This is a genomic window from Janthinobacterium sp. BJB304, assembly GCF_002735765.1.
Classification (GTDB): Bacteria; Pseudomonadota; Gammaproteobacteria; order Burkholderiales; family Burkholderiaceae_D; genus Janthinobacterium.
Genome location: NZ_PDZN01000007.1, coordinates 240,488 through 267,124, shown reverse-complemented (window position 1 = coordinate 267,124; position 26,637 = coordinate 240,488). Strand labels below are relative to the sequence as shown.

The 26,637-nt window shown below is 62.7% G+C and carries 25 protein-coding genes and 1 tRNA gene; 18 read left to right on the top strand and 8 right to left on the bottom strand.

Going from position 1 to position 26,637, the window contains the following annotated elements; translation table 11 throughout:
* Nucleotides 1-55 precede the first annotated feature (55 nt).
* Nucleotides 56-967: a LysR family transcriptional regulator gene (locus CSQ95_RS11095; RefSeq protein WP_099409535.1), complete on the bottom strand. Its 912-nt coding sequence runs from the start codon at nucleotides 965-967 to the stop codon at nucleotides 56-58.
* Nucleotides 968-1,183: 216 nt separating this feature from the next.
* On the opposite strand from CSQ95_RS11095, the gene aceB reads away from it, so the two are divergent.
* Entirely contained in the window at nucleotides 1,184-2,782 is a 1,599-nt protein-coding gene (gene aceB, locus CSQ95_RS11090; protein WP_099409534.1) for a malate synthase A, read from the top strand.
* 81 nt (nucleotides 2,783-2,863) lie between these two features.
* Here aceB and gloB read toward each other — a convergent pair whose 3' ends face one another.
* Nucleotides 2,864-3,673 carry a hydroxyacylglutathione hydrolase gene (gloB, locus tag CSQ95_RS11085; RefSeq protein ID WP_099409533.1) on the bottom strand — a complete coding sequence of 270 codons (810 nt, stop codon included), beginning with the start codon at nucleotides 3,671-3,673 and terminating at the stop codon, nucleotides 2,864-2,866.
* Between the two features lie 19 nt (nucleotides 3,674-3,692).
* On the opposite strand from gloB, the gene CSQ95_RS11080 reads away from it, so the two are divergent.
* The 4 genes from CSQ95_RS11080 to CSQ95_RS11065 all read left to right on the top strand — a co-directional run bounded on the left by CSQ95_RS11080 (nucleotide 3,693) and on the right by CSQ95_RS11065 (nucleotide 5,977).
* The gene (locus CSQ95_RS11080; RefSeq protein ID WP_070223474.1) at nucleotides 3,693-4,469 is read left to right on the top strand and encodes a class I SAM-dependent methyltransferase; all 777 of its coding nucleotides are present in this window, start codon (nucleotides 3,693-3,695) and stop codon (nucleotides 4,467-4,469) included.
* Nucleotides 4,462-4,899 (top strand): ribonuclease HI, encoded by a 438-nt coding sequence (rnhA, locus tag CSQ95_RS11075; RefSeq protein WP_034784447.1) that lies wholly within the window; start codon nucleotides 4,462-4,464, stop codon nucleotides 4,897-4,899. The genes CSQ95_RS11080 and rnhA overlap by 8 nt, the downstream gene beginning before the upstream one ends.
* A gap of 205 nt (nucleotides 4,900-5,104) precedes the next feature.
* Nucleotides 5,105-5,821, top strand: coding sequence for a DNA polymerase III subunit epsilon (dnaQ, locus tag CSQ95_RS11070; RefSeq protein ID WP_070223475.1), 717 nt, complete (start codon nucleotides 5,105-5,107; stop codon nucleotides 5,819-5,821).
* Nucleotides 5,822-5,902: 81 nt separating this feature from the next.
* Nucleotides 5,903-5,977: transfer RNA gene (locus tag CSQ95_RS11065), tRNA-Val, on the top strand.
* A gap of 509 nt (nucleotides 5,978-6,486) precedes the next feature.
* Here the strand turns inward: CSQ95_RS11065 and CSQ95_RS11060 are convergent.
* From CSQ95_RS11060 to CSQ95_RS11050, 3 genes are all read right to left on the bottom strand, one after another.
* Nucleotides 6,487-8,283: an ATP-dependent helicase gene (locus CSQ95_RS11060; protein WP_099409558.1), complete on the bottom strand. Its 1,797-nt coding sequence runs from the start codon at nucleotides 8,281-8,283 to the stop codon at nucleotides 6,487-6,489.
* A gap of 10 nt (nucleotides 8,284-8,293) precedes the next feature.
* Entirely contained in the window at nucleotides 8,294-10,435 is a 2,142-nt protein-coding gene (locus CSQ95_RS11055; RefSeq protein ID WP_099409532.1) for an ATP-dependent endonuclease, read from the bottom strand.
* A gap of 241 nt (nucleotides 10,436-10,676) precedes the next feature.
* Complete coding sequence (locus CSQ95_RS11050; protein WP_099409531.1) at nucleotides 10,677-11,000, bottom strand: AlpA family transcriptional regulator; 324 nt, start codon at nucleotides 10,998-11,000, stop codon at nucleotides 10,677-10,679.
* A 389-nt stretch (nucleotides 11,001-11,389) separates the two neighbouring features.
* Between CSQ95_RS11050 and kleE the strand changes: the two genes are divergently transcribed.
* From kleE to CSQ95_RS11015, 7 genes are all read left to right on the top strand, one after another.
* Nucleotides 11,390-11,707 (top strand): KleE stable inheritance protein, encoded by a 318-nt coding sequence (kleE, locus tag CSQ95_RS29670; protein WP_180279024.1) that lies wholly within the window; start codon nucleotides 11,390-11,392, stop codon nucleotides 11,705-11,707.
* Nucleotides 11,704-12,657 carry a ParB/RepB/Spo0J family partition protein gene (locus CSQ95_RS11040; protein ID WP_099409529.1) on the top strand — a complete coding sequence of 318 codons (954 nt, stop codon included), beginning with the start codon at nucleotides 11,704-11,706 and terminating at the stop codon, nucleotides 12,655-12,657. The genes kleE and CSQ95_RS11040 overlap by 4 nt, the downstream gene beginning before the upstream one ends.
* Nucleotides 12,658-12,790: 133 nt before the next feature.
* Nucleotides 12,791-13,120, top strand: a complete 330-nt coding sequence (locus tag CSQ95_RS11035) for a hypothetical protein (protein ID WP_099409528.1) — start codon at nucleotides 12,791-12,793, stop codon at nucleotides 13,118-13,120.
* A gap of 145 nt (nucleotides 13,121-13,265) precedes the next feature.
* Nucleotides 13,266-13,631 (top strand): helix-turn-helix transcriptional regulator, encoded by a 366-nt coding sequence (locus tag CSQ95_RS11030; RefSeq protein ID WP_099409527.1) that lies wholly within the window; start codon nucleotides 13,266-13,268, stop codon nucleotides 13,629-13,631.
* Between the two features lie 3 nt (nucleotides 13,632-13,634).
* A complete protein-coding gene (locus tag CSQ95_RS11025; RefSeq protein WP_099409526.1) occupies nucleotides 13,635-14,996 on the top strand; it encodes a type II toxin-antitoxin system HipA family toxin in 1,362 nt (453 codons plus the stop codon).
* A 115-nt stretch (nucleotides 14,997-15,111) separates the two neighbouring features.
* Nucleotides 15,112-15,456 carry a KfrB domain-containing protein gene (locus CSQ95_RS11020; RefSeq protein WP_086147511.1) on the top strand — a complete coding sequence of 115 codons (345 nt, stop codon included), beginning with the start codon at nucleotides 15,112-15,114 and terminating at the stop codon, nucleotides 15,454-15,456.
* Between the two features lie 30 nt (nucleotides 15,457-15,486).
* A complete protein-coding gene (locus CSQ95_RS11015; protein ID WP_143449945.1) occupies nucleotides 15,487-16,086 on the top strand; it encodes an IncP plasmid survival protein KfrC family protein in 600 nt (199 codons plus the stop codon).
* Here the strand turns inward: CSQ95_RS11015 and CSQ95_RS11010 are convergent.
* From CSQ95_RS11010 to CSQ95_RS11000, 3 genes are read right to left on the bottom strand one after another with little or no spacing between them, the layout of a single operon-like run.
* Complete coding sequence (locus CSQ95_RS11010) at nucleotides 16,066-16,503, bottom strand: conjugal transfer protein TraM (RefSeq protein ID WP_099409524.1); 438 nt, start codon at nucleotides 16,501-16,503, stop codon at nucleotides 16,066-16,068. The two genes, CSQ95_RS11015 and CSQ95_RS11010, sit on opposite strands and share 21 nt — an antisense overlap.
* The gene (locus CSQ95_RS11005) at nucleotides 16,503-17,228 is read right to left on the bottom strand and encodes a conjugal transfer protein TraL (RefSeq protein WP_099409523.1); all 726 of its coding nucleotides are present in this window, start codon (nucleotides 17,226-17,228) and stop codon (nucleotides 16,503-16,505) included. Before CSQ95_RS11005 ends, CSQ95_RS11010 begins: the two co-directional genes overlap by 1 nt.
* The gene (locus CSQ95_RS11000) at nucleotides 17,228-17,620 is read right to left on the bottom strand and encodes a TraK family protein (protein WP_099409522.1); all 393 of its coding nucleotides are present in this window, start codon (nucleotides 17,618-17,620) and stop codon (nucleotides 17,228-17,230) included. Before CSQ95_RS11000 ends, CSQ95_RS11005 begins: the two co-directional genes overlap by 1 nt.
* Nucleotides 17,621-17,989: 369 nt before the next feature.
* On the opposite strand from CSQ95_RS11000, the gene traJ reads away from it, so the two are divergent.
* From traJ to CSQ95_RS10965, 6 genes are all read left to right on the top strand, one after another.
* A complete protein-coding gene (traJ, locus tag CSQ95_RS10995; RefSeq protein ID WP_099409521.1) occupies nucleotides 17,990-18,367 on the top strand; it encodes a conjugal transfer transcriptional regulator TraJ in 378 nt (125 codons plus the stop codon).
* A 64-nt stretch (nucleotides 18,368-18,431) separates the two neighbouring features.
* On the top strand, nucleotides 18,432-20,660 hold the full coding sequence (traI, locus tag CSQ95_RS10990; protein ID WP_099409520.1) for a TraI/MobA(P) family conjugative relaxase: 2,229 nt from the start codon (nucleotides 18,432-18,434) through the stop codon (nucleotides 20,658-20,660).
* Nucleotides 20,657-22,567 carry a type IV secretory system conjugative DNA transfer family protein gene (locus tag CSQ95_RS10985; protein WP_099409519.1) on the top strand — a complete coding sequence of 637 codons (1,911 nt, stop codon included), beginning with the start codon at nucleotides 20,657-20,659 and terminating at the stop codon, nucleotides 22,565-22,567. Before traI ends, CSQ95_RS10985 begins: the two co-directional genes overlap by 4 nt.
* On the top strand, nucleotides 22,564-23,100 hold the full coding sequence (gene traF / locus CSQ95_RS10980) for a conjugative transfer signal peptidase TraF (RefSeq protein ID WP_099409518.1): 537 nt from the start codon (nucleotides 22,564-22,566) through the stop codon (nucleotides 23,098-23,100). Before CSQ95_RS10985 ends, traF begins: the two co-directional genes overlap by 4 nt.
* Before the next feature lie 39 nt (nucleotides 23,101-23,139).
* On the top strand, nucleotides 23,140-23,412 hold the full coding sequence (locus CSQ95_RS10975) for a protein TraD (protein ID WP_099375900.1): 273 nt from the start codon (nucleotides 23,140-23,142) through the stop codon (nucleotides 23,410-23,412).
* Between the two features lie 19 nt (nucleotides 23,413-23,431).
* Complete coding sequence (locus CSQ95_RS10965) at nucleotides 23,432-26,626, top strand: zincin-like metallopeptidase domain-containing protein (protein WP_257218021.1); 3,195 nt, start codon at nucleotides 23,432-23,434, stop codon at nucleotides 26,624-26,626.
* The last annotated feature ends 11 nt before the right edge of the window (nucleotides 26,627-26,637 follow it).

The window sequence follows — 26,637 nt, the reverse complement described above, 5'->3', positions numbered from 1 at the left end:
TCACAACGGGGGGGGGGGGGGGAAACCGTCGCGCAGCAGCTTGGGTCCGGCATCCTTAGATGGCGCGCTCGCGCCAGTAGTCGGGTTGGGAATATGCATGCCGCAAAAAATCCACAAATGCCCGTATGCGCAGCGGCAAGTGGCGGCGCTGGGCGAAGACGGCATAAATATCGTTGCCCGGCGCGGTGAACTGGTCCAGCACCGTCACCAGCTGGCCCGATTCGATCTCCGCGCCCACTTCCCACATCGAGCGCCACGCCAGGCCCTTGCCTGCCAGGGCCCAGTCGTGCAGCACTTCGCCATCGTTGCACACCATATTACCCGCCACCTTTAAAATCACATTCTTGCCGTTTTCGCGGAAGGTCCAGCCCCGCTGGCTGCCTTCGCTGCTGATCGCCAGGCAATTGTGCTTGGCCAGGTCGGCCGGGATGCGCGGCGTGCCCGCCCGTTTCAGATAGGCGGGAGAGCCGACCAGCACGCGCTGGTTGTCGGCCAGCTTGGTGCTCACGAGCGAGGAATCGGACAGGCTGGCGATGCGGATGGCCACGTCGATGCCTTCGCCGATCAGGTCGACGAGGCGGTCGTTCAGATTCAGCGACACCGTCACGTCGCGGTGCTCGGCGACAAACGAGGGAATCAAAGGCGCCACGTGCTGGCGTCCGAAGCCGGCCGGCGCGGAAATGAGCAAATGGCCGCTGGCTTTGACGCTGCGCTCGGCCACGGCCGCTTCCGCTTCTTCCAGCTCGCCCAGGATGCGCTGGCAATCTTCCAGGAAGGCGGCGCCTTCATTCGTCAGTGCCAGCTTGCGCGTCGTACGTTGCAGCAATTTGACGCCCAGGCGCTGCTCCAGCGCATCGAGACGGCGGCCTATCATGGCCGGCGCGATGCCTTCCGCGCGCGCGGCGGCCGACAGGCTGCCCTTGGCCACCACTTCCACGAAGGTCGATATTTGTCTGAACTGGCCCATATGCTGTGCTCGCTATGTCATCACTTGTGATAAAAACGCATAGATGAAGTGATTTTTAATCTCGTTTCCATGCCTTATAGTGCAATACTATAGAACAAACGCGCCGCCTGGCAGAGTGTTTTTGCGCCTCTGTCCAGCTTGCCTGCGCAGTCGTTGCGCTTATACTTGGATTACCAGATTTCCTTTGCTTATATTTACTAAAAACCGGAGAACTTCATGACGCAGAACACGATCGCACTTCCCGATGGCATGCAAATCACGGGTGACATCGCCCCCGGCTACGAACAGATTTTGACGCCTGCCGCGCTGGCGCTGGTGGCCAAGTTGACGCGTGCATTCGAGCCGCGCCGCCAGGAGTTGCTGGCCGTGCGCGTGGAACGGGCCAAGCGCCTCGACGCGGGCGAGCGTCCTGATTTTCTGCCAGAAACCGCGCATATCCGCGACGGCGACTGGAAGATCGCGCCGATTCCGAAGGCGCTGGAATGCCGCCGCGTGGAAATCACCGGTCCCGTCGAGCGCAAGATGGTCATCAACGCGTTCAACTCGGGCGCGGACAGCTACATGACGGACTTCGAGGATTCGAACACGCCGAACTGGGACAACCAGATCACGGGCCAGATCAATATGTTCGACGCCGTGCGCAAGACCATTTCGCTCGAGCAAAATGGCAAGTCGTACAAGCTCAACGACAAGATCGCGACCTTGGTTGTGCGTCCGCGCGGCTGGCACCTCGATGAAAAGCACGTGCTGGTCGACGGCAAGCGCATTTCCGGCGGTATTTTTGATTTCGCCCTGTTCATGTTCCATAACGCCAAGGAGCAGCTGGCGCGCGGCGCCGGCCCGTATTTCTACCTGCCGAAGATGGAATCGCACCTGGAAGCGCGCCTGTGGAACGACATCTTCGTCATGACGCAAAACGAACTGGGCTTGCCACAAGGCACGATCAAGGCGACAGTGCTGATCGAAACCATCCTCGCCGCGTTCGAAATGGATGAAATCCTGTACGAACTGAAGGAACACAGCTCGGGCCTGAACGCGGGCCGCTGGGATTACATCTTCTCCTGTATCAAGAAATTCAAGCTGGACAAGGATTTCTGCCTGGCCGACCGCGCGAAAGTCACGATGACGGCGCCATTCATGCGCGCCTACGCCTTGCTGCTGCTGAAAACCTGCCACAAACGCAGTGCACCGGCCATCGGCGGCATGGCGGCCTTGATCCCGATCAAGAACGATCCGGAAAAGAACGACATCGCCATGGGCGGCGTGCGCAACGACAAGGCGCGCGACGCCACCGACGGCTATGACGGCGGCTGGGTTGCCCATCCGGGTCTGGTGGAACTGGCCATGGGCGAGTTCACGAAAGTGCTGGGCGACAAACCGAACCAGATCGAGAAGCAGCGTCCCGACATCGATGTCAAGGCATCGGACTTGCTGAACTTCCAGCCGGAAGCGCCGATTACGGAAGCCGGTTTGCGTTACAACATCAACGTGGGCATCCACTACCTGGGCAGCTGGCTGGCCGGCAACGGTTGTGTGCCCATCCACAACCTGATGGAAGACGCGGCCACGGCCGAGATCAGCCGCTCGCAAGTGTGGCAGTGGATTCGTTCCAGCAAGGGCGTGCTGGAAGACGGCCGCAAGGTGACGGCAGACATGGTGCGCGCCATGATTCCGGAAGAGCTGGCCAAGGTGCAGCACGATGCGCCGGGCGGCAATGGTCCGACCTATGTGCGCGCCGGCCAGATTTTCGAGGAAATGTCGACGTCGGAATCGTTCGCCGAATTCCTGACCTTGCCGCTGTACGAAGAAATCTGATCCTGATCAAATAACCGTATAAAAAAATCCCGGCGATGCGATCAGCATCTGCCGGGACTTTTTTATGGCGAAAGGGTACGTTTAAAAATTATTTTTCCACATCCGCAAGGCTGCAAACGCTTCGACGGGCGAAGCATCGGTGGTCAGCTTGCCTTCCACCTTCAGGCTGCTCAGGATGGCCGGTTCGCGGTAGCGCAGGAAGGGGTTCGTGGCCTTTTCAAGGGCAATGGTCGACGGCACGGTCGATAAACCCTGCTGGCGCTTTTCCGTGTCGATGGCGATGCGTTCCTGCAAGGCCACATTGCCCGGCTCGACGGCGTTAGCGAAGCGCAAATTGGACAAGGTGTACTCATGCGCGCAAAATACCTCGGTATCGTCGGGCAGGGCGGCCAGCTTGCCCAGCGAGTCGGCCATCTGGCCCGGCGTGCCTTCGAACAGGCGGCCGCATCCGCCCGCAAACAGGGTGTCGCCGGAAAACAGCCACGGTGCGCCGCTGCGCTCGTCGTGCTGGCGCACGTAGGCGATATGCCCCTTCGTATGGCCGGGCACGTCGATGACGGTCATTTGCAAGCCCAGCTCGGGCACGTAAGCGACATCGCCTTCGGCAAGCGGTTCCGTGATGGCTGTGATAGCCTCATTGCGAGGGCCGAAGACGGGGACGGCGAAATGCTGCAACAATTCAGGCACGCCACCCGTGTGGTCGGCGTGGTGATGCGTGAGTAAAATGGCGGACAAGGTCAACTGATGGGCTTTGAGCGCATCGAGGATGGCCATCGCATCGCCGGGGTCGACCACGGCGGCGTGGCGGCCGTCATGGATCAGCCACAGGTAATTGTCGGCAAAGGCGGGCACGGCAAGTACCGATAAAGCGTGTTCAGGGGAGTGTGTCATGAGCAAAAGAGAAAACTGAATGGACAGTGTGGCATCCGAAAAATCCATTATAGCGCTTGACGGCTGGCTGCAGACGCCGGCCGGTGTGTACGTGCGCGCCTGGGAACAGCAATGTCTCGACAGTCTGACCGTCGACATCTTCGGTTTTAATGCCGTGCAGATCGGTTTGCCCCAGCTCGACGCACTGGCCGCCAACCGCATGCCGAACAAATGGCTGCTCGATTCGCGCCTGCCATCGCGTCCGCCGCAGGACAGCCGCCTCACCCTCGTGTCGGCTTTTGACGAGCTGCCGTTCGACTCGCAAAGCCTGGACCTCGTGGTCTTGCCGCACGTGCTTGAATTTGCCGCCGAGCCGCACCAGGTCTTGCGCGAAGTCGAGCGCGTGCTGATCCCCGAGGGGCGCGTGATCGTCTGCGGCTTCAATCCGGCCAGCCTGTGGGGCGTGCGCCAGGGGCTGGGGCGGGTCACGGGACGCCATTACCTGCCGCAGGCGGGCGAGCTGATCTCTATGCCGCGCATGAAAGACTGGTTAAAATTGCTGAACATGGGCGTCAGCCAAAGCTACTTCGGCTGCTACGCACCTGCCTGCAGGACAGAAAAATGGCTGCGCCGCAACGCTTTCATGGACAAGGCGGGCGCGCGCTGGTGGCCATATCTGGGCGCAGTGTATATAGTGCAGGCGATCAAGCGCGTCAAAGGGATGCGTTTGATCGGTCCGGCGTGGACCAAGAAACCGGCGACGGCGCCCGCAGGCGCACCGGTCACGAATAAAAGGCGGGAACAGCAAGATGGATAAGGTAGAGATTTACGCCGATGGCGCATGCAAGGGCAATCCCGGCACGGGCGGTTGGGGCGCGCTGATGGTAGCCGATGGCGCCAAGAAAGAAATTTACGGCGGGGAACTCAATACGACGAATAACCGCATGGAATTGAAGGCCGTGATCGAAGCCTTGACGGCGCTCAAACGTCCGTGCCAGGTGGTGCTGTATACCGATAGCCAGTATGTCCAGAAGGGCATCAGCGAATGGATCCACGGCTGGAAGGCGCGCGGCTGGAAAACGGCGGCCAAGGCGCCCGTGAAAAACGTCGACCTGTGGCAGGCCCTCGATACGGCCCAGGCCGTGCATGAAGTGGAATGGCGCTGGGTGCGCGGCCACAATGGCCATCCTGGCAATGAGCGAGCCGATCAGCTGGCCAACCTGGGCGTGGAAACCGTGCGCGCGTAAGAACGCCCAACCCAACCTACTGCGCGTCGCGCTTTGCGGCCTGTGATGCTCGCCGTACTAGAGTACGGTTGCGCTTCTCGGCCACAAATCACTGCCGCTCGCTACGGTTTTGTTGGGCGTTCGAACATGTCCGGGTGCGATTGCAGCAGCACACAGGTTTGCTATACTGTGCCCTTCGCTTTTTGCTTTTACGAATGAATCCGCCATGCGTCAAATTGTTCTCGATACTGAAACCACCGGCCTGAACCCGCGTACGGGCGACCGCATCCTGGAGATCGGGGCGGTCGAACTGAACAACCGCATGTTGACGGGGAATAATTTCCACCATTACATCAATCCCGAGCGCGATTCGGAAGAGGGTGCGCTGGCCGTCCACGGATTGACGACGGAATTTCTCAGCGACAAGCCGAAATTCGCGGAAATCGCCGACGAATTCCGCGCCTACATCGCCGGCGCCGAACTGATCATCCACAACGCCCCGTTCGATATCGGCTTCCTCAACGCGGAATTCAAGCGCCTGAACCTGCCGCCCGTGCATGAACAAGTGGTTGGCGTGATCGATACCCTGGTGCAGGCGAAGGAAATGCATCCGGGCAAGCGCAACTCGCTCGACGCCCTGTGTGACCGCTACGGCGTCTCGAACGCCCACCGCAAGCTGCACGGCGCGCTGCTCGACTCCGAATTGCTGGCCGACGTCTACCTGGCCATGACGCGCGGGCAAAACAGCCTGAGCATGGAAGAAGAGGTGGAAGTGGCCGCCGACGGCGCCGTGCTGGAAATCGTGCCCCTGGCCGAAGTCATCTTCCAGAGCGCCACGGCCGACGAGCTCGCCGCCCACGAATCCACCATCGCCGGCCTCGACAAGGCTGCCAAAGGCCAGTGCATCTGGACCGCCGTCACGTCGCCGCCAGCGGCCGCCTGAGAAAAAAGCGGCGCATGGTAAATTTCCTCTTGCCAGCCCTTGCAGATGCCGCAACACCTATGCGATAATTCGCCTCGCTTCGGGAGGTTAGCTCAGGGGTAGAGCACTGCATTCACACTGCAGGGGTCGCAAGTTCGAAACTTGCACTTCCCACCAAGAATTCGTTTGATATCAAAGGCTTACACTGATTTAGTGTAGGCCTTTTTTTTGGTATGAAAAAAGTATGAAAAATCCGCTTCGGACGCGCCTGGACGAGGCCGGACAGTGGACAATGCGACGACTGCATAAGTCCGGAGAGGAAGACTTTTCATTCAGCATTGCAAAGTCTCGGATAAGTTGATCGCATCTTTCCTTCGTCGCTTCGCACATAGCAAACATTTCGACCGAGACATTGCCAGTCTTGGCCGAGGTCGGTCATGTTAGCGTGCATTGCTGCTTGCCCTTGCTTTCAAGGTGCCGCAGGCTTGCGGAGTCTACAAAGATTGCTAACGCGAAGACTACGGGAGACCTTCCCATTGTTCATTTATAGAGCCGGGCATCCGAGTCGATCCAGTACGCATGGCGCCACCGGTAACGGCGCTCGCTTCACATCTCCTGCGCCAATCGCAAGAAGCCGAACGTCAGGCCGGGCGTCGGCACGGTGCGTCTGGCACCTGACAGCGGCTCTACGGGGAGTCGTAAGGGAAGACGCAGGCCTTCAACAATCGAGTCGCACCCCATGTATCGCCTCGCTGCCCTCTTGCGCGACCTGTCTCAGAAAACATGTGGAGGTGCCTTCGCGCCCGAGATCCGATGACGTACAGGAGTTTCTTTGCACTGTCGTCTCCGGCGGCATCGTTGAAGTGCGGTACCATCCCCTCGAGCAAGGTGTGAGCGATGACGACATCGAACTCGGCGCCTTTGACGCCGTGAATGGTGGATACCAATATCCCGGAGCGCGCCTGGAACGCTTTTTTGAAGAAGGAGACGTCGCTGGCAGCGGCGACTCCATCAGTTTGCAGTCGTTGCAATCGCGCCTCGGAACTGGCGAAGAACGCCTCGTGGTGTTCCCTCAGGCTCACGAACCCAAGGTAGGGCACTTGAAGGCGAACGAACAGGGAATCGAAGAACGTGCGCAGATAAAGGAGGCCGTCCGTCTCATCGATCACAACTGCGTTGCATTCCGCGAGAAGGTGCTTGCGGTTGAAGGCGGAAACGTCGACGCCTGCGCTGCTTAGATCCTGGATCACCTCGCCTGCCCATCGCAAGCGACGCAGATAGCCGCCAGGGGAAGGCTCGGTCAAGGCAAGCCGCGCCACTTTGTACCAAAAGTTCTCCGGGTCTCGGGCGAATGGCACGATGCCTGGGCCGTCAAACCGATATTCCGGCAACCGCACCACAAGCGCGCGCGTCATGGCCGTCAGATAAGGCCACTGGGGAGCGACGACGCAGATCTCATTGGGCGGCACACCCAGCACCTCGATGTTGTACTGAATCAAACGCGCGATTTCGTCGGCGAGATCGTCCTTATGGATGGTCGCGTCGTAGGTGATCAGGCTGGCAAAGTCTCGGTTTCGCCCCGAAGCCTCGATCACCGTCCCATACAGATTAAAGTTCCCGAAGTAATCAATGAGACGCCGGGAAGATCGATAGTTTCGCGACAACGCCCTGGGTTCGATCTCTAAACCCGTTAAAGCGCGCAGGCCGGCGAGGTCGATAGGGAAGCCACCCAGCGAGCCAAAAATCGCCTGGTTGGGATCTCCCACCATCAGCAACTTGGTGGTACCACCGCCAGCCGACAGTATCCTTCCCAGAATCTCATATTGAATCTCTTTGGTGTCTTGATATTCGTCAACCAAGACAAATGAGAAAATTTTGGAAAGATTTCCACTGATCGCAGGATGGGCTGTCACGAGTCTATGCGCGTAGAAAAGGATCAGCTCGAAATCAATCTGCCGCCTGCACTTTAGCGTCGCAAAGAACTCGTCCAGGACATTTTCGATGACCGCATGCTTGTGCGTGTCGCGACACCCCAATACACGGTCGCGAGGCGTGAAGTAGTAGTCGCAATCCCAAATGGTGACGCGCTGAGCTCGGTATGGATAGCACAGCTGCTCCAGCATCTTTTCGCGCTCGTGCAAATCGATGATTCGAAATCCGTGAGCCAGATCGGGATGATAGAGACCGTAGGGCTTCAAAATCCATTCAATGCAAAAAGCATGAATGGTGCCGATCCACAGTTGCTCAGTGTTGACTCCCAAATTCTCGATGCGCTCGCGGATCTCGTCGGCAGCACGATTGGTGTAGGTGATTGCAATGACAAACTGGCGGTCGGAGGGCAGTCGCGACAGTTCATAGGCGATCTTGTACGTCAGCGTTCGTGTCTTGCCACTGCCCGGACAGGCAATGAGGAACTGACTGCCAGCGAAAAGCACCGCGGCCTCTTGTTCCGGGTTCAGCTCATGTCGGGACCAAGCGAACATAGACGCCCCCTCAATCCACATTCGCCAGCAATCGATGGATCTGATCGTTCGGCAGCATCGCAAGCAGCATAGTTTTGAGGTCGGCAAGAGGTAGGGCGCCGGAATGGTACTGCGCAATCCACTCATGCAAGGCTTCGGCACCTGCTGCGGCTAGGACACCACTTTGCACAGCCTTGCTAACTCTGTAGCGATAGATGTTTGAGAACAACTCCTTTGACAGGGTCGGCTTGGCAAAGAAAATTGCGTCTCGAATATATAGCGGTATGACAGTGTCAGAATCCAAGCACCTGCCCAGCAGGATGGCAAACCAACCTTTACCCTGGTTAGCCGCCATCGTGAGAACGCGCCGCCCGAACTGGGCCTTGTCCCCAGATGCCAGCTCGGCGTCGGCCGCCACGAGTGTTGCTGGGTCGACATAGATGGTTGGCACCAATGCTCTAACTTTCGATGCATTTCCAGCTGCGATGAAATCAACTTCGAACGTGTGATCGGCGTAATGGGGGGACAGCCAAGGGTTGCCTTGGACAAAGAGATCGAGAGCAAGCTTGCGTGCAAGCCCCTTCACGTCCGATCCATAGCACTTTCTTTTGAAGCGAACATCTGCATCAGAGTCGCGCGGTAAAGGAGTTGTGTCGATAATGGCTGCGTCACGATCAGTGAGGATCGCACAGCGCTTGCGGATTCGAGATTGGTGAAAGAGTACTGCCACATTCTGGAAACCTGTACTACGAATGTTGATTAGGCTGACGCCGACCTCGTCAAGGCTGAGCCCCGTCACCTGTTTGAACATCAGCGGAATCAGGATTTCTTCCGCGTCACCCTCAACCAGGATCACACTCTTGGCGAACAAGAGGTTGGTTCGAACCGCGTCTAGGTACCGCTGCACCGTGTCGATCGCGGTTGGATCGAGACCCGTTGTAGGTTGATAGGCTTCGCACGCTGCACCACATCGCCCCAGCACATTGACGCTGGAGACCTTGCTGACTTCGGAAATCTGGGTCGAGTGCGTAGAGTAGATGATCTGCGTGTCGGCATAGGCAATGCGATCGAACAACGTCTTCTGGATGTGGGTGTGGATGTGCGCCTCGGGCTCCTCGATAACTAGGAAGTTGGCGATCGACTGATGCGCTCGTTGATACTGAAATTCGAGCAATTTCAGCGTCAGGAAGATCAGGTTGGCCCCGCCAAGACTCAGCTCGTGAATGGCACCCTCATAGTTCTCGTCCGACTCGCCCACGAAGAGCTTCAGCGACTGGAAAAGCTTGTCAGCCTCTTCTGGCAGGTCCGAGCGAATCGACAGGGAGCTTGGCGAATAGGTCTCGCCCGCAGCCGCCTTGATTGTGCTTCGAATGTCAGATCGGACGACCTGCACATCGTTCAGTGCCACGATCGATTCGTTGAGCTCTCGGACTCTGGCGACGATCGGATCCATGTCAGTCGCGGAGATCGCGCCGCTCTTGCTTTTTAGCAGCGTGAGCAGTGGGTTTGTTCGGTTGCTGTGGAATTCGGCCACGACGTCCCGTAACGCTTGGATGTAGGTAAACGATACCTCGCTTGCGACCGAAAGAAGGGGAGACACGCGGGCGCCAATACGTGGATCATCAGTCTCGTCGCTGATTATGCAGTTCTCGAAGTCGCCCACGATCTCGGTGTATGTCGCGAGGTTGCCAAAGTCGGCCGTGCTTCTGCCGGTGATGACCGTTTCGTAGTCAGAAATTTCAATGGACTCCCTGACTGCAGCCAATCCAGCGATGTCTCTGTCTGCAAGTTGGGCTAGCTTGAGGCGGACATCCTTTTTTGGTCGAAAGATCAGGTTGTAGGTGGCCTGGCCTATTGGCGCTGCTCCTGCTACCACCCCTGTTCCATGTAAGAAGAGCGCCTGGATGGCCTCGTCCGGACCGATCTCGTCGAACTCAAGGCTAATGATGATCCAGTGACCACGCCAGTTGTCGAGGCCGCGGTGAAAGTCGGACTCTTCTAAGCGAGATGCTGATCGTGACATCGAGTCGTCCAGCAGCAGGCGGATGGCCCGAAACAGATTCGTCTTTCCCGACCCGTTTTCTCCGATGATGGTGTTCACACCCTTCGTGAACGTCAGGGCTGCGCTTGCGAAATTTCGGTAGTTGACGAGCGTCAGTTTTGCGATATGCATCAGAGTCCAGGTTCAAAAGTTTTTTGTTGTTGGGATCACAGTCGCGAGCCAAGCTCACGCTGCATCGCGATGTTATGACCAAACTTCCGAATAAGTAGTGCGAGTGTCCGCTATCTGGCCGATAGCGGCACCAGAGCATAGCGGATTGCCAAGCAAAAATTATCACACATTGTCACTCTTCGCCAAATGGTCGCTTCTGGCCGGTTGGAGGCTGTTGCGTCCGGCTGCTATTGGGCCGACCTTACGTAGGCTGGCGTCTGGCGCGCCTGTTTAAACCAGTCGCACCCACCGTTTGCATCGGAGGAGCCTGTATTGCAACAGTTACAGGATGCCGTGCTGCGACGCACGCCTGCATCCAGTGCAGGATTTCACTTTTGAGCCAGGCCGACGAGCGACCTTTGAGTTTTACCGGGGCCGGAAAGGTGCCTTCCTTGATGCCTTCATAAATGCTGCTGCGCGATTTCCCGCAGGTGGCCAGCACTTCAGCCAAGCGGATGAAACGCTCTTCATTGAGCGTTGGTGCTGCGGGTGGCTCTTGGGTGGAAGGAAGTGTGACTTGGGTCATGGTAGGCTCCTTTTGCTCCTCAGCGTGTGAGACAGGTTCGGTGCCGGCATGGCGGCAATGACTCAGATCGGATCGTTGAGGTCGTATCGCCAGTGGCGGTCTGTCGACATTGTATTCACAATCATTATTCCGAAAATACGTAGTCAGTATCGATGGCGCATACGTCCAACGCAACTGGAATCGGGCGGGTATATCGACTAGATCAATGGTGTTTGCAGGTCGCTGCCGTAAGGGCATCTGATGGTCTGTGCAGTTTTAGCTGCTAAAAATAGATTTATGCAAGTGCACCGGTTTAATCCAGATCAAGATGGGAGCAGCTGTGTCGCGCAACTATATATGCTGTGTTTCAGCGCGGCGATGAGTTGCGCGCAACAGATGAGGAGGTCAGCATGGCCGACATTATTCAGTTCCCAGCCGTTACCAAGAGCAAGGACAAGGCATGCTCGCCTGCGCCTGGACGGCAATCCGCGTCACAGCCATCGCCAAATGGCCCTAGTGTACGCCAGATAATATGGGTGCTGACCGTGCTGTGCTGGCCAGTGCTGCGCTTCATCATGGTGTGCGACGTGCTGTTCCAGCTGCTGCGCGCGCTGGTGCTGTGGGATACGCCTGGCGCGCATGCCGGATGGACCTTGCTGCTGCACTATGGTTTCTTCTGCTACCTGACCTGGTTCGTGGCGTACGGTAATCCGGACCAGTTGCGATGAAGAAGGCGTCCGCACTACCAGGCGCCGCCAGCGGCCGCGCGCCGGAGGGCAGGCCGCTGGCGCTGCCGCTCGAGCATATCGATGAAGACCCGCTGCAGCCTCGCTCGGCCGCGAATCCGGGCTTTACGGCGCATAGCCTGGCCGAACTCGCCGCCTCGATCCGCCTGCGCGGGATCAAGACACCGATCTCCGTGCGCCATCATCCCGACCGGCCCGGCCGCTACATCATCAATCACGGCGCGCGCCGCTACCGCGCATCGCGGCTGGCGCAACTGGCGACTATCCCCGGCTTTATCGACGACGACTACAGCGAGACCGACCAGGTGGTGGAAAACCTGCAGCGCAACGAGCTGACGGCGCGGGAAATTGCCAATTACATCGGCCGCGAACTGTCGAAGGGGCTGAAGCGGGGGCAGATCGCCAGCAACATCAGCAAGTCCGCCGCCTTCGTGACACAGCATGCGGCCCTGCTGGACTTGCCCGAACCCGTCGCCCTGGCGTTCAACGAGGGTAGGGTACGCGACGTGACGACGGTGAATGAACTGGTGACGGCCTACAAGTCGCACCCGGGCGAGGTGGCGGCCTGGCTGCGCGAGGACGAACCGGAGATCACGCGTAGCGCCGTCAAGTTGCTGCGCGCATTTCTCGGGGCGAAGTTTGGCGAGGAGGACGAGATCACCCACGGTACCGGCGACGCCACAGTCGTGCCAACGGCCGCAGGTCCGCCCGCATCTGCGCAGGCCACTCTTGCCACGCCGGCTGGCGCCAGCCGCTGGCGCTGCACGGGCATTCTCGTGCGCCATGGCCATGGCCAAGGCGAAGGCGTGCTGGTGCTGGGACGCAGGCCTGGCGGGGAAGGGCTGGCCTGGCTGCGGCGTGCCGATGGCGTCGAAGTGGAGGTGGCGCTCGCCGGGCTTGTGCCGCTCAGGCTGCTGGGCGCGGGTGACTGACGCATCCGTGGCCCATGGCGCTTGCCGCGCGGATCAGGGCCGGTGCTACACTGCGGCTCTTGTGCTGTGCCGCAGTTTCCGCCAGCGTGTCTTGAAGTGCAGACGGAACCGTCCAATTATTTGTCATGCGACCATGAATGACTTGTTGACCTACATCGGTGCTATTTTCAACCTGCCCAGCCAGGCTGTCATCGAGCGGCGCGATATCGCGCAATCCTCCTGGCAGGAGGACGGCTTTGATGTACGACAGGAAGTGGCCACTTATTACTTCAGCAATGGCGTGGTGGTGCGGCGCACGTCCGAAGAGGATAGCTTTCCATCGCAGGCGGCCTGCGCGGAGTGCTGGATCACCTATGAAGTGCCATCGAACGGGCAGGCGCCGGTGGAGGTGCAGCCAGCGGTCAGGCGCTTTGACAGTCGCTGCCGCGAAGCGTTCTGGTTGAAATTCCACAGCGCTAACTGAGCCGCTGGCTTGCTGGCGGTGCCCGGCAGTCATCGACTGGAATATCCAAGATACAGTCTATGGACTGTAAAGTGGGATTACAGTCTTTTTCTTGTAATTGCGTTTCACAGTTCCTATACTGTAGATACACATCCCAGGACACGCCATGGACTATCCGATCCGATCCTTGCAGCAGTTGCGGCCGATTCTCGTGAGCTTCCGCAAGCAGGCCGGCCTGTCGCAGCAGGCGCTGGCGGAGCAGCTGGGCATCACGCAGCAAAGCTATGCGCAGATCGAAGCCAATCCCGCCTCGACAAGCGTTGAGCGCCTGTACACGGTGCTGCGGCTGTTGGGGGCCGAACTGCTGCTCTCGCCAGCCGGGCAGCCATCCCCGGATGCCGCCATCGCGCAGGAGGCAACCGATGCGGGGCGGCCCGCCGCCCGCCTCGCGCGCCAGCGTGCACCCGGTCCCGCGCGGCCGGAGGCGCCGGCAAGGCAGGAGCCTCCACCATCGGCCAGGGAGCGCTGGTAAGCTATGGGCCGGCGAGCGCATGCGCAGCGCCTGCACCTGTGGCTGAACGGCATGCCCGTCGCCTACTGGGACGCGTCCGCTGGCACCTCGGCGCTGACCTACTTTGACGCCTGGATCGACGACGAGGCCGGACGGCCGCTGTCGCTGTCGATGCCTTTCAAGCCGCAGGGCGGCGCCTATCGCGGCCCGCTGGTGCAGAATTATTTCGACAACCTCCTGCCTGACAGCGAACCGATCCGCCGCCGCATGGCCCAGCACTTCCAGACCGGCGGCATCGCGCCGTACCAGCTGCTCGCTGCGGCCGGGCGCGACTGTGTCGGCGCCATCCAGCTATTGCCGCCCGGCGAGGTACCCACGGACCTGTTTACCATCACGGGCGAGGCGCTGGACGAGGCTGGCGTGGCGAGGATATTGCGCAACACGGTCGCGGAAGCCCCGTTCGGGCATGCCGGCGTGGAGCCGGACCTGCGTCTGTCGATTGCGGGAGCGCAGGAAAAGACGGCCTTGCTATGGCATCGCGGCCAGTGGCACCGTCCCACCGGCAGCACGCCGACGACGCACATACTGAAGTTGCCCATGGGGCTGGTGGGCAATATGCGAGCGGACATGCGCACCTCGGTGGAAAACGAATGGCTGTGTTCGCAGATCATGCACGCGTTCGGACTACCCACGGCGCCATGCCGCATCGCCACTTTCGAGGACCTGAAGACGTTGGTGGTGGAGCGCTTCGACCGCAGGCTGTCTGGCGACGGCAGCTGGATCGTTCGGCTGCCGCAGGAGGATTTTTGCCAGGCGACCGGCACGTCGCCCCTGCACAAGTACCAGGCCGATGGCGGGCCGGGCATCAGCCGCATCATGGACATCCTGCTGGGCTCTGCGCAGGCCGAGGCAGACCGCCGCCGCTTCTTCAAGACCCAGCTGGTGTTCTGGCTGCTGGCAGCGACCGATGGCCATGCGAAGAACTTCAGCATTTTTCATTTGCCGCACAGCCGTTTCCAGTCGACGCCGCTCTACGACGTGCTGTCCGCCCATCCCATCATCGGCCCCGGCGCGCACCAACTGCCGCGCCAGGATGCCCGCCTGGCGATGGCCGTGCGCGGCGCCAGCAACCATTATTACCTGGAGCAGATCCAGCGGCGCCACTGGCTGAGCCAGGCTCGCCAGGCCAGTTTCGGCGCGGCTGCGGCGCAAGACGTGATCGACGAGGTGTTTGGCCATGCCGATGCGGTGGTGGCCGCCATGTATGGCTTGCTGCCACCCGGCTTTCCCTTGGATCTTGCCGATGCGATCCTGCAGGGCATGTCCCGCCAGGCGCGGCGGCTCAGGGACATGCCGGATGGAGAAGCAGGCACGGATGTAGTTTGATGTGTGCCACATCACGGGCATTTAGCTGCCCAGCGGCAAGTATCGCGTCTTAAAATGGCCCATCGCCGAACGAATCGGCCGCTGTCACGTCCTACCGATAAACAGGAGCGTATTGATGAAGCAAAGAGTCTTGGTCATGAACGGGCAGCGCCTGCTGCAAAACGAGCAGGGCGGACAGTGGGCTACCAGCAAGGTGGACAAGGCAGGGGCGATCAAGCCCGGCATCTACGATATTTATCTTGCAGGTAATGCCGACAAGGCCAAGACGTATGCCGGCGTCATCGTGCACGCCGATGGCGCCAGCGTGTACCAGCAGGTTGGCAAGACATTGATCAAGCACGCCGCCAGCGATTTCGCTAAAGTACCTGGGACGGGCATCGATACCAGTGTCAGCTACGAGGACGGCCAGGCGCACAGCAGCAGTGCCAGCGTCAAACAGGGGCGCAAGCTGAGCCGGTAGGGCAGAGCCCGCTAAAACCGGAGGCGGATCATGAAACTATCGATGGAGCGGCCGCAGCAAGGCAGGACTGCTAGGTCTGGCGCGCGAGGTGGGGCCGAGATGCAGGCCGATGCGCAGCTTTACCAGGCAGCCGAGGAGCAACTGGAGCAGGCGGCAATGCTGGATGCCGCCCCGCTGGACACACAGTATGGCGCGGCACTGGCGGCGCAGGTCGAGGCCAAGCACGAGCAGGTCGAGCGCATCGAGGACAGGCTGGAGAACTTGATCGAGTCGCAGGCATCGCGCCTGCAGCGCACGCAGATGCAGCAGCCGGGCTTGCTGGCCTTTCCCGCCACGCGCGCGCAGTGGCAGCAGCAGGTGCAGCAGCAACAGAAAACCATGCAGCGCCTGCTGGGCCGCCTGGAACTGGTGCGCGAGGTGCGCGACAGCATGGGCGTTCACGCGCCGCGCATCGAAGAACTGGCTGCGCGCAAGCTGCGTACCCAGCATCCCGCGCTGGCCAGCGAGTGGGATGCGCAGCAGCAGGCGCAGCGCCTGGAAAAGCTGCTGCAGCGGCAAGCCCCCGAGCGCAGCCATGTACTGCAAGCCGGTCGCGGCTCGCGGCTGGGCCTATCGCAGCACGGCCCATGAGGCCACGGCCGCCGCCAGCATGGCCAGGCAGCTGGCGGCGACATTCAACACCGCGATGGCATGCGCGGCGCGCACGGGACGTGCGAGCTGCAGCAGGGCGCCGTCGATTTCCTGGCGTGCGGCCCTTGCCGCCTGCTGGCCTCCTTCCAGCATGGCGGCAGCCATGGCTTCCCGGGCGGCGGCCAGCGCTGCATTGACGATGCGTTCGGCCTTTTCCCTGGCGTCCGTGCTCCAGCGCCGCGACAGCTCCTCCATTTCCTCCTTGAACCGATCTAACTGGACTTGCTGGGCCCTGGCGCTGTCCTGCATCAGGCGGCTGTTGATGGTCTGCAAAACAAGGATGGGGTCATCGCGCGCGACGGCAATGCCGTGTTTAGCGGCAATTTCCCGCAGCAGTTCCTCGGTCTGGTCGCCCATCACAGCACCATCGCGGCATCGAGTTCGCCGTAGACCAGGCGCCGGATGATGCTCAGGCGCTGGCGCGTCATGATCGGCAGTGCGGGCATGGCCAGCGCCTCGTCGAAGGTCAGGCGCTGCTGCAGCATGCCGGCCAGGTCGCGTCCGAACGTTTCCTTTTTCAATACGGGCAGGCGGACGATGGCGGACAGCCGCTCCCTGTTGGCCTGATAGGTCTTCATCTGCTCGAAGCCATTACCTTCGTGCTCGACCGGCCCCCAGTAGGGATTGAGCCAGGCGATGAAGCGGGTTTCCGGCGGAAACTGGCTGGCCAGGTGGGCAAAGCCGCTGATGGTATCGAGCAGGGCCTGGCCGCCCGTGATCACGGTGTGCACCACCAGCAAATGATCGAGTTCCGCCAGCAAGGCCGGGATCTGGTTGCTGATCAGGTAGTGCGACAGCGGTACGAAGGAACTCGCGCCGTTGTCGATGATGGCGTCTCCCTGCGCCTGCGCCACCAGGTCGATCAGGGCGTCGAAGCCGCGCGGATTGATTTCTTCCTCTTCCATCAGGTCGATGCGCCGGACCTGCAGCGCCTGGTAGCCATGGAAGGTGGCATTCACGGGATCGGTGTCGATGCACAGCGGTGTGCGGGCCTTGCTGAGCATGTACTGGGCGAGGATGGCAGCGATCAGCGACTTGCCGACACCGCCTTTTCCCTGCAGCATCATATGGATATGGGCCATTACAGTAGCTCCTTTTTGTCCGGGATCGGGTTGAAATGGAAGCCGGCCGGCGCTGGCGCCGGGCGGGGTGTCACGGCGTCCGGTTTCCCGGAAGCCGCGCGGGCCTGGCGGGATGCCAGCCGCTGCGGCGCCACGCCTTGTCCAGCCGTCTCCTCGGCCGGTGCGGATGCTTTCAGCATGCGGTGCACGTGCTTCAGGAACGTGTCGTAGCCGAACGGTACGCGTCCCGAGGCATACATATGGCGCCAGATGGTATTCATGGGAAAGCCCGCCGCCAGTGCGGCGCGTACATCGTCGCTGACGGCGAGGAAGGCGACCAGATATTGGTCGCGCTTGGCCGGCTTGCTGCATTTGATCCAGTCACTCAGTTGTTCGGCATAGGGTTTCTCCATGGTATTTATTCCCCTTCACGTTATGCGTAAGATGCACGGTTACACCACAAAACTGGCACGGTTGAACCACCAATTTGACACGGTTGAAGCCTGATATGCCACGGTTGGAGGCAGATAAGGCCTTTAAAGGCCTTTTCGGAATAGTGACCGATAAAATCCGCTCCGTTTTGTGCCAGAACAAGGGTTAAATCGAAAGCCTGTCCTACGATTAAATGGCTCGGTCGCCGTGCGGGCCGGGGCAGGATAGGTGAAGTTAGCTAACCGGCGGGCCGGTTATCTCTCTTCACATGGCCTTATTCGCGCCTGCGGCGCTCAACGGACATCCTGCTCTGCGAGGCCTGCGCGTGCCGCGCCAACCGCGAGGACGCCATGCAAGAACCAGGACACGCCACCACCCGCAAGGCCCGGCAGCTGCGCGTGCCGGTGCTGCCCGACGAAGAAGCGCAGATCAAGCGGCTGGCCGCCGCGGCCGGGCTACCGGTGGCGGCCTATCTGCGCAGGGTCGGGCTGGGCCACCGGCTGCCGGGCATCCTCGACCACCGGCGCGTCGAGGAACTGGCGCGCATCAATGGCGACCTGGGCCGGCTGGGAGGCCTGCTGAAACTGTGGCTGACCAACGATGAGCGCACTGCTGCGTTCGGCGAAGCGACAATCCGCGCCGTGCTGGCCAAGATCGCCGATACCCAGGAGGAAATGCATGCCGTCATGCGCGCCGTGGTCCTGCCGCAGCAGGGGCGCGGACTTTAGCCGCTAAAAAATTGGCGGCACCGGCCGGTCAACGGCAGTCGCAGCCCAGCAGGGGGAGAGCAGCATGATCGCCAAGCATGTTCCCATGAAGGTGGCCAGGAAAAGCGGCTTTGCCAGCCTGCTGGCCTACTTGGCCGACGCGCAGGCCAAGCGGGAACGCGTTGGCTGCGTGACGGTCACGAACTGCCAGTCGGACCAGGCCGCTGTGGCCGTCACCGAGATCCTCAACACGCAGGCGCAGAACCAGCGCGCGCTGTCGGACAAGACCTATCACCTGATCCTCAGTTTTCCTGGTGGCGAGGAACCGCCTCCGGCCGTGCTGCAGGCCGTGGAGGCACGCATCTGCCACGGGCTGGGCTATGGGGCGCACCAGCGCATCAGCGTCGTGCATCATGATACGGACAACCTGCACGTGCATATCGCCATCAACAAGATCCATCCCACCCGCTACACGATCCACCAGCCTTACCGCGACCATGCCACGCTGGGCCAGCTGTGCGCGGCGCTGGAAGACGAATTCGGCTTACAGCGCGACAACCACCAGGCGCGGCAAACGGGCGCCGCCAGCCGCGCCATGGACATGGAGCGCCACGCCGGCATCGAGAGCCTGCTGGGACTGGTGCGCCGCGCATGCCATGCGCAGATGCGGGAAGCGGCCTCGTGGGCGGAACTGCATGGCGTGCTGCTGTCGCACGGGCTGGCGCTGCGCGAACGCGGCAATGGCCTGGTGATCCTGGCCGAAGACGGCACGGCCGTGAAGGCTAGCTCCGTGCACCGCGACTGTTCCCGGGCGCGCCTGGAAGCGCGGCTTGGACCATACACTCCCTGGCCGGCCGGGACAGGCGGCCATCCCCGCCAAGCGAGCCAAACCCGCCAGCCGCTGCGCCTGCGCGTGGCGACGGCCGCACTGTATGCGCTTTACCAGGAACAGCAGCAGGAAGCCGTCCAGCTGCGCGCTGGTGCGCTGGCCGGCGCACGCGCACAGCACAAGCGCCTGATTGCCGAGGCGAAGCGCCGGGGCAGGCTCAAGCGGGCCGCCATCCGCATGCTTGCCTGCGGCCCGTTTGCCAAACGCATCTTGCATGCGGCAGCCGCGAAGACGCTCATGGCGGACATCGAACGCATCAATAGCGGCTACCTTGCGGAACGCAGCGCCATCCGCAGCCAGCACGGCCGCCTTGCCTGGGCGGACTGGCTGCGCACCCGTGCCGGGGCTGGCGACGCCCAGGCGCTGACCGCCTTGAGAGCACGCGGCGGCAAGCAGGGCCTGGCGGGAAACACGCTGGCCGGCAGCGAGCTGGCAAGTGAGGTAGGCGGGGCGCAGGCGCCGAATGGTTTGCGGCAGGACAGCGTGACCAAGCATGGCACGCTCATCTATTGCGCTGGCGCGACCACGATCCGCGACGACGGGCATAAGCTGAAAATCACGCGCGGCGCCACGCAGGCGGGCCTGCAGCTGGCGCTGGACATGGCGGTTTCGCGCTATGGCAGCTGCCTGCATGTCGCTGGCAGCGCCGCGTTCCAGGACCAGGTCATCCAGGCGGCGGCTGCCGCGCACCTGGCGGTCACGTTCGACGACGCCGTGCTGGAGCGGCGCCGGCAGGATCTGTTGCGTGCCGGGGGCACGAAGGAGACGCAGGATGAACAGGCAAGGCAACCGCGCCGGGGCGGACAACCCGGTGAAGGCGCAGCGCGACGCGCTGCTGGAGCAGGCGCTGGAGTCGCTGGAGCGTGCGCCGCCACCACGGCCGGCCGCGCAAGCGCCGGACCCCGGCGCGGCTCCCACTCCCAGTCCGACCCTGGTGGCGTTGGAGGCCATCCGCCGCCCGCAGCCAGGAACCGTCTGCGAAAGCTGTCCCAACTCGGTATGGTTCGCATCGGCAGTGGAACTGAAGTGCTACTGCCGCGTGATGTACCTGGTCACGTGGAGCAGCAAGGAGCCGCAGCAGATCAGCGCATGCGACGGCATGTTCCTGGGCGGGGAGGCGTAGCGGACAAGCTGGATACCGGCCCGGCGGCAGTGGATGCCTTCCTCCTTGAGCAGGAACAAACAAGGCCGCGATTGTCCGATATACCGAAATTTGAACGATATGATGGTGTCAAGGGGCCGGCTGTCTTTGCCGGGCTGCGCGAGGCGGGCGGCCAGGTGCTGGCGCTGCTGGAGCGGGGCGCGGCAACGATGGTCCTGCCGGTGGGCGGCGCAGCAGCAAGGCGCTTGCGCAAGCTGGCTCCCGGTGATGCCGTCACCGTGACGCTTGACGGCGTCATCAAGACGAAAGGACGGACCAGATGAAAGACAGGTTCAATAATGCCGTCGGACCCCAAGTGCGCAGCGCGCGGCGGGGCGCCCGCAAGGCCATCCCCGCGCTGGCCGCGCTCACCCTTGTTGGCGGTTTCCAGGCAGCCACCCAGTTCTTTGCCCATGCCTTCCATTACCAGAGCGCGCTGGGCTGGCATGCCAGCCAGGTCTATCCGCCATGGGCGATCGTCGGCTGGGCGGCCAGGTGGCGCGGCCAGTACCCGGATGCGCTGGTGCAGGCGGGCAGCGTGGGCATCAGCGTCGCGGGGATCGGCCTGATCGGGCTGCTGGTGGCCAGGATGATCTCGGTGAATTCGGCCCGCGCCAGCGAGTACCTGCACGGCTCGGCGCGCTGGGCGAACATCACGGACATCCGCGCCGCCGGCCTGCTGCCCGCACCGCGCTCGCTGTGGCAGCTGCTGGCCGGAAGGGTCCAGCCGGCTAGCGCTGGCGTGTACGTGGGGGCCTGGCTGGACCGGGCGGGCAGGCAGCACTACCTGCGCCACGACGGCCCGGAACACGTGCTGACGTACGCGCCGACCCGCTCCGGCAAGGGTGTCGGCCTGGTGGTGCCGACCCTGCTCGCGTGGCCGCACAGCGCCGTCATCACCGACCTGAAGAGCGAGCTGTGGGCGCTGACCTCGGGCTGGCGCCAGAAGCATGCGGGGAACAGGGTGCTGTACTTCGAGCCGGCCGCCGCCAAGGGCAGCGTGTGCTGGAATGCGCTCGACGAGATCCGCCTCGATACTGAGCACGAGGTGGGCGACGTGCAGAATCTCGCCACCCTGATCGTCGACCCGGACGGCAAGGGGCTGGAGACGCACTGGCAAAAGACCAGCCAGGCGCTGATCGTGGGCGTGATCCTGCATGCGCTGTACAAGGCGCGCGTCGAAGGCACGACGGCCACCCTGTCCGTGGTCGACGCCATGATGGCGGACCCGAACCGCGGCATCGGCGAGCTGTGGATGGAAATGATCACCTACAGCCATGCGGACGGACGCAATCATCCGGTGGTGGGTTCTGCCGCGCGCGACATGCTCGACCGGCCCGAGGAGGAAGCCGGTTCCGTGCTGTCGACGGCCAAGTCCTACCTGTCGCTGTACCGCGACCCGATCGTCGCGCGCAACGTGAGCCGCTCGGAATTCCGCATCCGCGACCTGATGCATCACGACAGCCCGGTGAGCCTGTATATCGTCACGCAGCCAACGGACAAGGCGCGCCTGCGCCCGCTGGTGCGCGTGCTGGTCAATATGATCGTGCGCCAGCTGGCCGACCGCGTCAGCTTCGAGAACGGGCGCCCCGTGGCGCGCTACCGGCACCGCCTCTTGATCATGCTCGACGAGTTTCCCAGCCTGGGCAAGCTGGACATCATGCAGGAGTCCCTGGGTTTCCTGGCCGGCTACGGCATCAAGTGCCACCTGATCTGCCAGGACATTAACCAGCTCAAGAGCCGCGAAACGGGCTATGGTCCCGATGAAAGCATCACCTCGAGCTGCCATATCCAGAATGCCTATCCGCCGAACCGCTTGGAGACGGCCGAGCACCTGTCCAAGCTGACGGGCCAGACCACGGTGGCGAAGGAACAGGTCACGACGAGCGGGCGCCGCACCAGCGCCTTGCTGGCCCAGGTGTCGCGCACCATCCAGGAAACGCAGCGCCCGCTGCTCACGCCGGACGAGTGCCTGCGCATGCCCGGTCCCGTCAAGTCGGCCAGCGGCGACATCGAGAAGGCCGGCGACATGGTCGTCTACGTGGCAGGCTATCCGGCGATCTACGGTCGCCAGCCGCTGTACTTCCAGGATGCGGTCTTCCAGGCGCGCGCCGCGATCCCCGCGCCCACGAAAAGCGACAGGCTGCACCACGCGCACCGGCCTGCAGACGGGGAGGGGATACGGCTATGAACAGGACATGCGTGAAACTCGGCGCCTGGAGCGCCTCGCTGGGCGCCGCGCTGCTGGTGCTGGGCGTGGCAGCCCACCTGGCTGGCGCGCGCATCAACAGCAGCCATAGCATTCCGCGCGGCTTGTACTGGACCAGTTCGGCCCCGGTGGCGCCCGGACGCTACGTGATGTTCTGTCCACCCCAGCTGGGGGTGTTTGAGGAGGCGCTCCGGCGCGGCTACATCGGCGCGGGTTTCTGTCCCGGCGACTATGGCTACATGATGAAGAAAGTGCTTGGCGCGGGCAATGACGCGGTCAGCGTGGCGCCGGACGGCGTGCGCGTTAACGGACGCCTGCTTGCGCACAGCGCGCCGCTGGTCGCCGACGGCAATGGCCGCCCCATGGCGCGCTTCCAGGCCGACCAATACATCCTCAGCGAATTCCAGTTGCTGCTGATGGCGGACGCCAATCCCCGCTCTTTCGACGCGCGCTACTTCGGCCCCGTTCAGCGCATGCAGGTCCGCACTGTGATCGTCCCGGTGCTGACCTGGTAGCAGGTTCCATTTTCAACCGCGTAGAAGAGGAGGAAACCGATGAAGAATGCACGAGACAGGCAGACCGGTGGCGCGATGGCCGACGAACAGGCCATGGCAGCCGTCCTGCGCGAAAAACTGGGCGACGCCGCCATACCAGGCAGCCGGGCCGAGTTCGCGCCGGATGAAGCCGAACAGGCCGGCTCCTTTGCCGAGGATGCCGTGGATGAACACGATGCGGCGGCAGGCGCCGTCGACCTGGCCGATGCCAGCGCGCCGCTGCCCCTGACAGGGAGCACCAGCCATGAACGACCTGCCCAAGTCACTGATTGAAACGATCGCCGAGAAGCTGGTGGCGCAGCTCAGGGAAGGCACGGCGCCCTGGCAAAAGCCATGGCAGCCGGGCGAGCCGGGAGCGTTCCTGCCATTCAATCCCACCACTGGCAAGCGCTACAAGGGCATCAACGCCCTGCACCTGATGAGCGAAGGCCATGAAGACCAGCGCTGGATGACCTACAAGCAGGCTGCTTCCGCCGGGGCGCAGGTGCGCCAGGGCGAGAAAGGCACGCCCATCCAGTACTGGAAATTCAGCGAGGAGCAGGGCCAGACGGATGCCGACGGCAAGCCGGTGCTGGGCAGCGACGGCCGCCAGGCGCGGCAGTCCGTCAGGCTGGAGCGGCCGCAGATGTTTTTCTCCACAGTGTTCAACGCGTCGCAGATCGACGGCCTGGCGCTGCTGGCGCCACGGCCAGCAGCTGTCTGGGCGCCGGCCGAGCGTGCGGAGCGGATACTGCAGACGTCGGGCGCCAGAATCGAGCATGGCGGGCGCGAGGGCCGCGACAGCGCCTTCTACCGGCCGTCGAGCGATACCATCCACCTGCCGGGCAAGGAGCAGTTCCCTACGGCGGACAATTACTATGCGACGGCGTTGCATGAACTCGGGCACTGGACGGGGCACGCCAGCCGGCTGGGCCGCGACCTTGGCCATCCCTTCGGCAGCGAGGAATATGCGCGTGAAGAGCTGCGTGCGGAAATCGCCAGCATGCTGCTGGGCGACGAGCTGGGCATCGGCCACGATCCCGGCCAGCACGCGGCCTATGTCGGATCATGGATACGCGCGCTGCAGTCCGATCCGCTGGAGATTTTCCGCGCCGCGTCCGGGGCCGAGAAGATCCAGGCCTACGTGCTGGGGCTGGAACAGGTGCAGACGCTGGGGCAGACTGCGTCGCCGCAGCGGGCGCCTGTTGCAGCGGATGCTGCGCCGTTCATAGTCCGGGAACGGGTGGGCGGCAAGGACCTGTTTTCGCAGTCCTTCGGCACGCTGGACGAAGCGGCACGCTGCTACGTTGGGAAGTCGCAGGCCACTAACCGCAGCATGGAGGCGGCGGACGGGCGGGAGCTCGCTGGCGTCGTGTGGGGGCCAGACGGCGATTTCGAATGCGAGCGCTTTGCATCGCCGGAAGTGGAGCAGGCAGTGGCAGCGGCCCAGGAACAGCACTGGCAGGCGATCGGCGCGGCTCAGGCGGAGAAGCGCGTGGAACGGGAGGAAGGGGAGGCTATCGTGAAGGTCGATATGGACAATGTGGGCGACAGCGAGGTGGCCCTGGCGCGACTGCAGGTATTGCGCGGTGGCGGCAGCGAGGCCGGTGCCGTTCTGGACGCAGCCGCCATGCGGCATCTGGGCTTTACCTTGCCGCACGACTGGAACGGCCGCGTGATGGTGCAGGGCATGGCTACCGGCGAGGTGGATGGGGAGCAGCAGGAAGCATCGGCCGAGCAGTTGGGCCTCAGGCCGGAATTCTGGAGCGTCTACGCGCAGCAGGCCGATGGCCGCCACCAGTGGCTGGCCGACCGTGGCACCCAGCGCGAAGCTGCGCAGCTGGCGGGCAGGCTGGCGCTGATCGACGCACACTCCGAAACGGATGAACGCGAGAAGGCCGTGAAACTGGCCCGCCTGCATGAAGAGCGAGTGCGGCGCGATCCTGCCAGCGCCGCGGAAGACCTGATTGCGGCCCGCGAAGCGCGCAAGAGCGCGGAACTGGCGGCCGTCACCGGCAGCGCGGACCTGCAGCGCCGGGTGGCGCAGCTTGAACAGGGCAGCGGCCAGGCCGCACCGGGCGCAGGCGTTCTGCTTGCCGTGCCTTTCAGGGAAAAGGACGAAGCCAAGGCCCTGGGCGCGCGGTGGGACAGGGCGGTGCAATCGTGGACGGTGCCGCCTGGGGCCGATCCCGCCGTGTTCGGGAAGTGGCACCGGCAACCCGCAGCGGAAGGTGCTGGCGGACCGGAAGCGCGTGACGGCGCGCCAACTACAGTGCGCCAGCCGCGCCAGTACCTGGCCGTGCCCTACGGCGAACGCAAGCTGGCCAAGGCGGCGGGCGCGGCATGGGACAAGGTGGCAAAGTCCTGGTATGCGGGAGCGAAGGCGAACATGGTGCGGCTGGCGCGCTGGATGCCCGGCAAGGCAGATCCCCAGCAGGGGCCCGCCATGACGGCGCAGGAAGAGTTTGCCGATGCGCTGCGCAGCTTGCGCTGCGTGGTAAGCGGGGAGCACCCCGTGATGGATGGTCAGAAGCACCGGATCACCGTGGAAGGCGAAAAGCACAGCGAGCATTCCGGCTCCGGCTTTTATGTCGCCCACCTCGATGGCCTTCCGGCAGGCCATATCAAGAACAACAAGACGGGCGAGGCGATGGACTGGAAATACAAGGGCTATGCGCTCGACCCAGCACAGAAAGCCCGGCTGCAGGCCGAAGCGGCCACCAGGCTGCAGGAACGCCAGGCCGCCCAGGCGCAGCTGCAGGAGGCAGCGGCGAGTCGCGTCGTGCGGCAGATGGCCAGCCTGCTGCCGATGGCGGAACCGACGCCGTACCTGGTGTCGAAGGGGCTACTGCCTACCACGGGCATTTTTACCGACACGGCAGGCAAGACCAGCTACATTCCCGCCACCGACGCCGACGGCAAGCAGTGGAGCATGCAGTACATCGGCGAGGATGGCAGCAAGCGCTTCGCTCGCGACAGCCGGAAGACCGGCTGCTTCCACGCCGTCGGCGGCCTGGAGGCGCTGGCCCGGGCGCCCGCGCTGGTCATCGCGGAAGGCTATGCGACCGCCGCCAGCCTGTCAAAGTCGGTTGGCTTCGCCACAGTGGCCGCTTTTGACTCGGGCAACCTGCCACTGGTGGCGAAGGCATTGCACGGCCGTTTTCCGGGCAAACCGGTGATCATCGCCGGAGACAACGACCAGCACCTGGAAGCAACGCAGGGGATCAATCCCGGCAAGGCCAAGGCACAGGAAGCGGCCCGCCTGACTGGCGGTCGCGTGCTGCTGCCCATCTTCGCCCCGGGCGAGCAGGCGGCCGATCCGAAGGGATATACCGACTTCAATGACCTGGCCAGCAAGAGCCGGCTGGGCATGGAAGGCTTGGACAGGCAGGTGCGGCCAGCCGTGCAGTCTGAAATTGAAAGCCGGCAGGCCAATGCCAATCAGGATGCCTTGTCTCTTGCGCGGGAACCGCTGCAGCGCCGGTTGGCCAAGTCGGGACCGCAGTGACTGCATGCGGC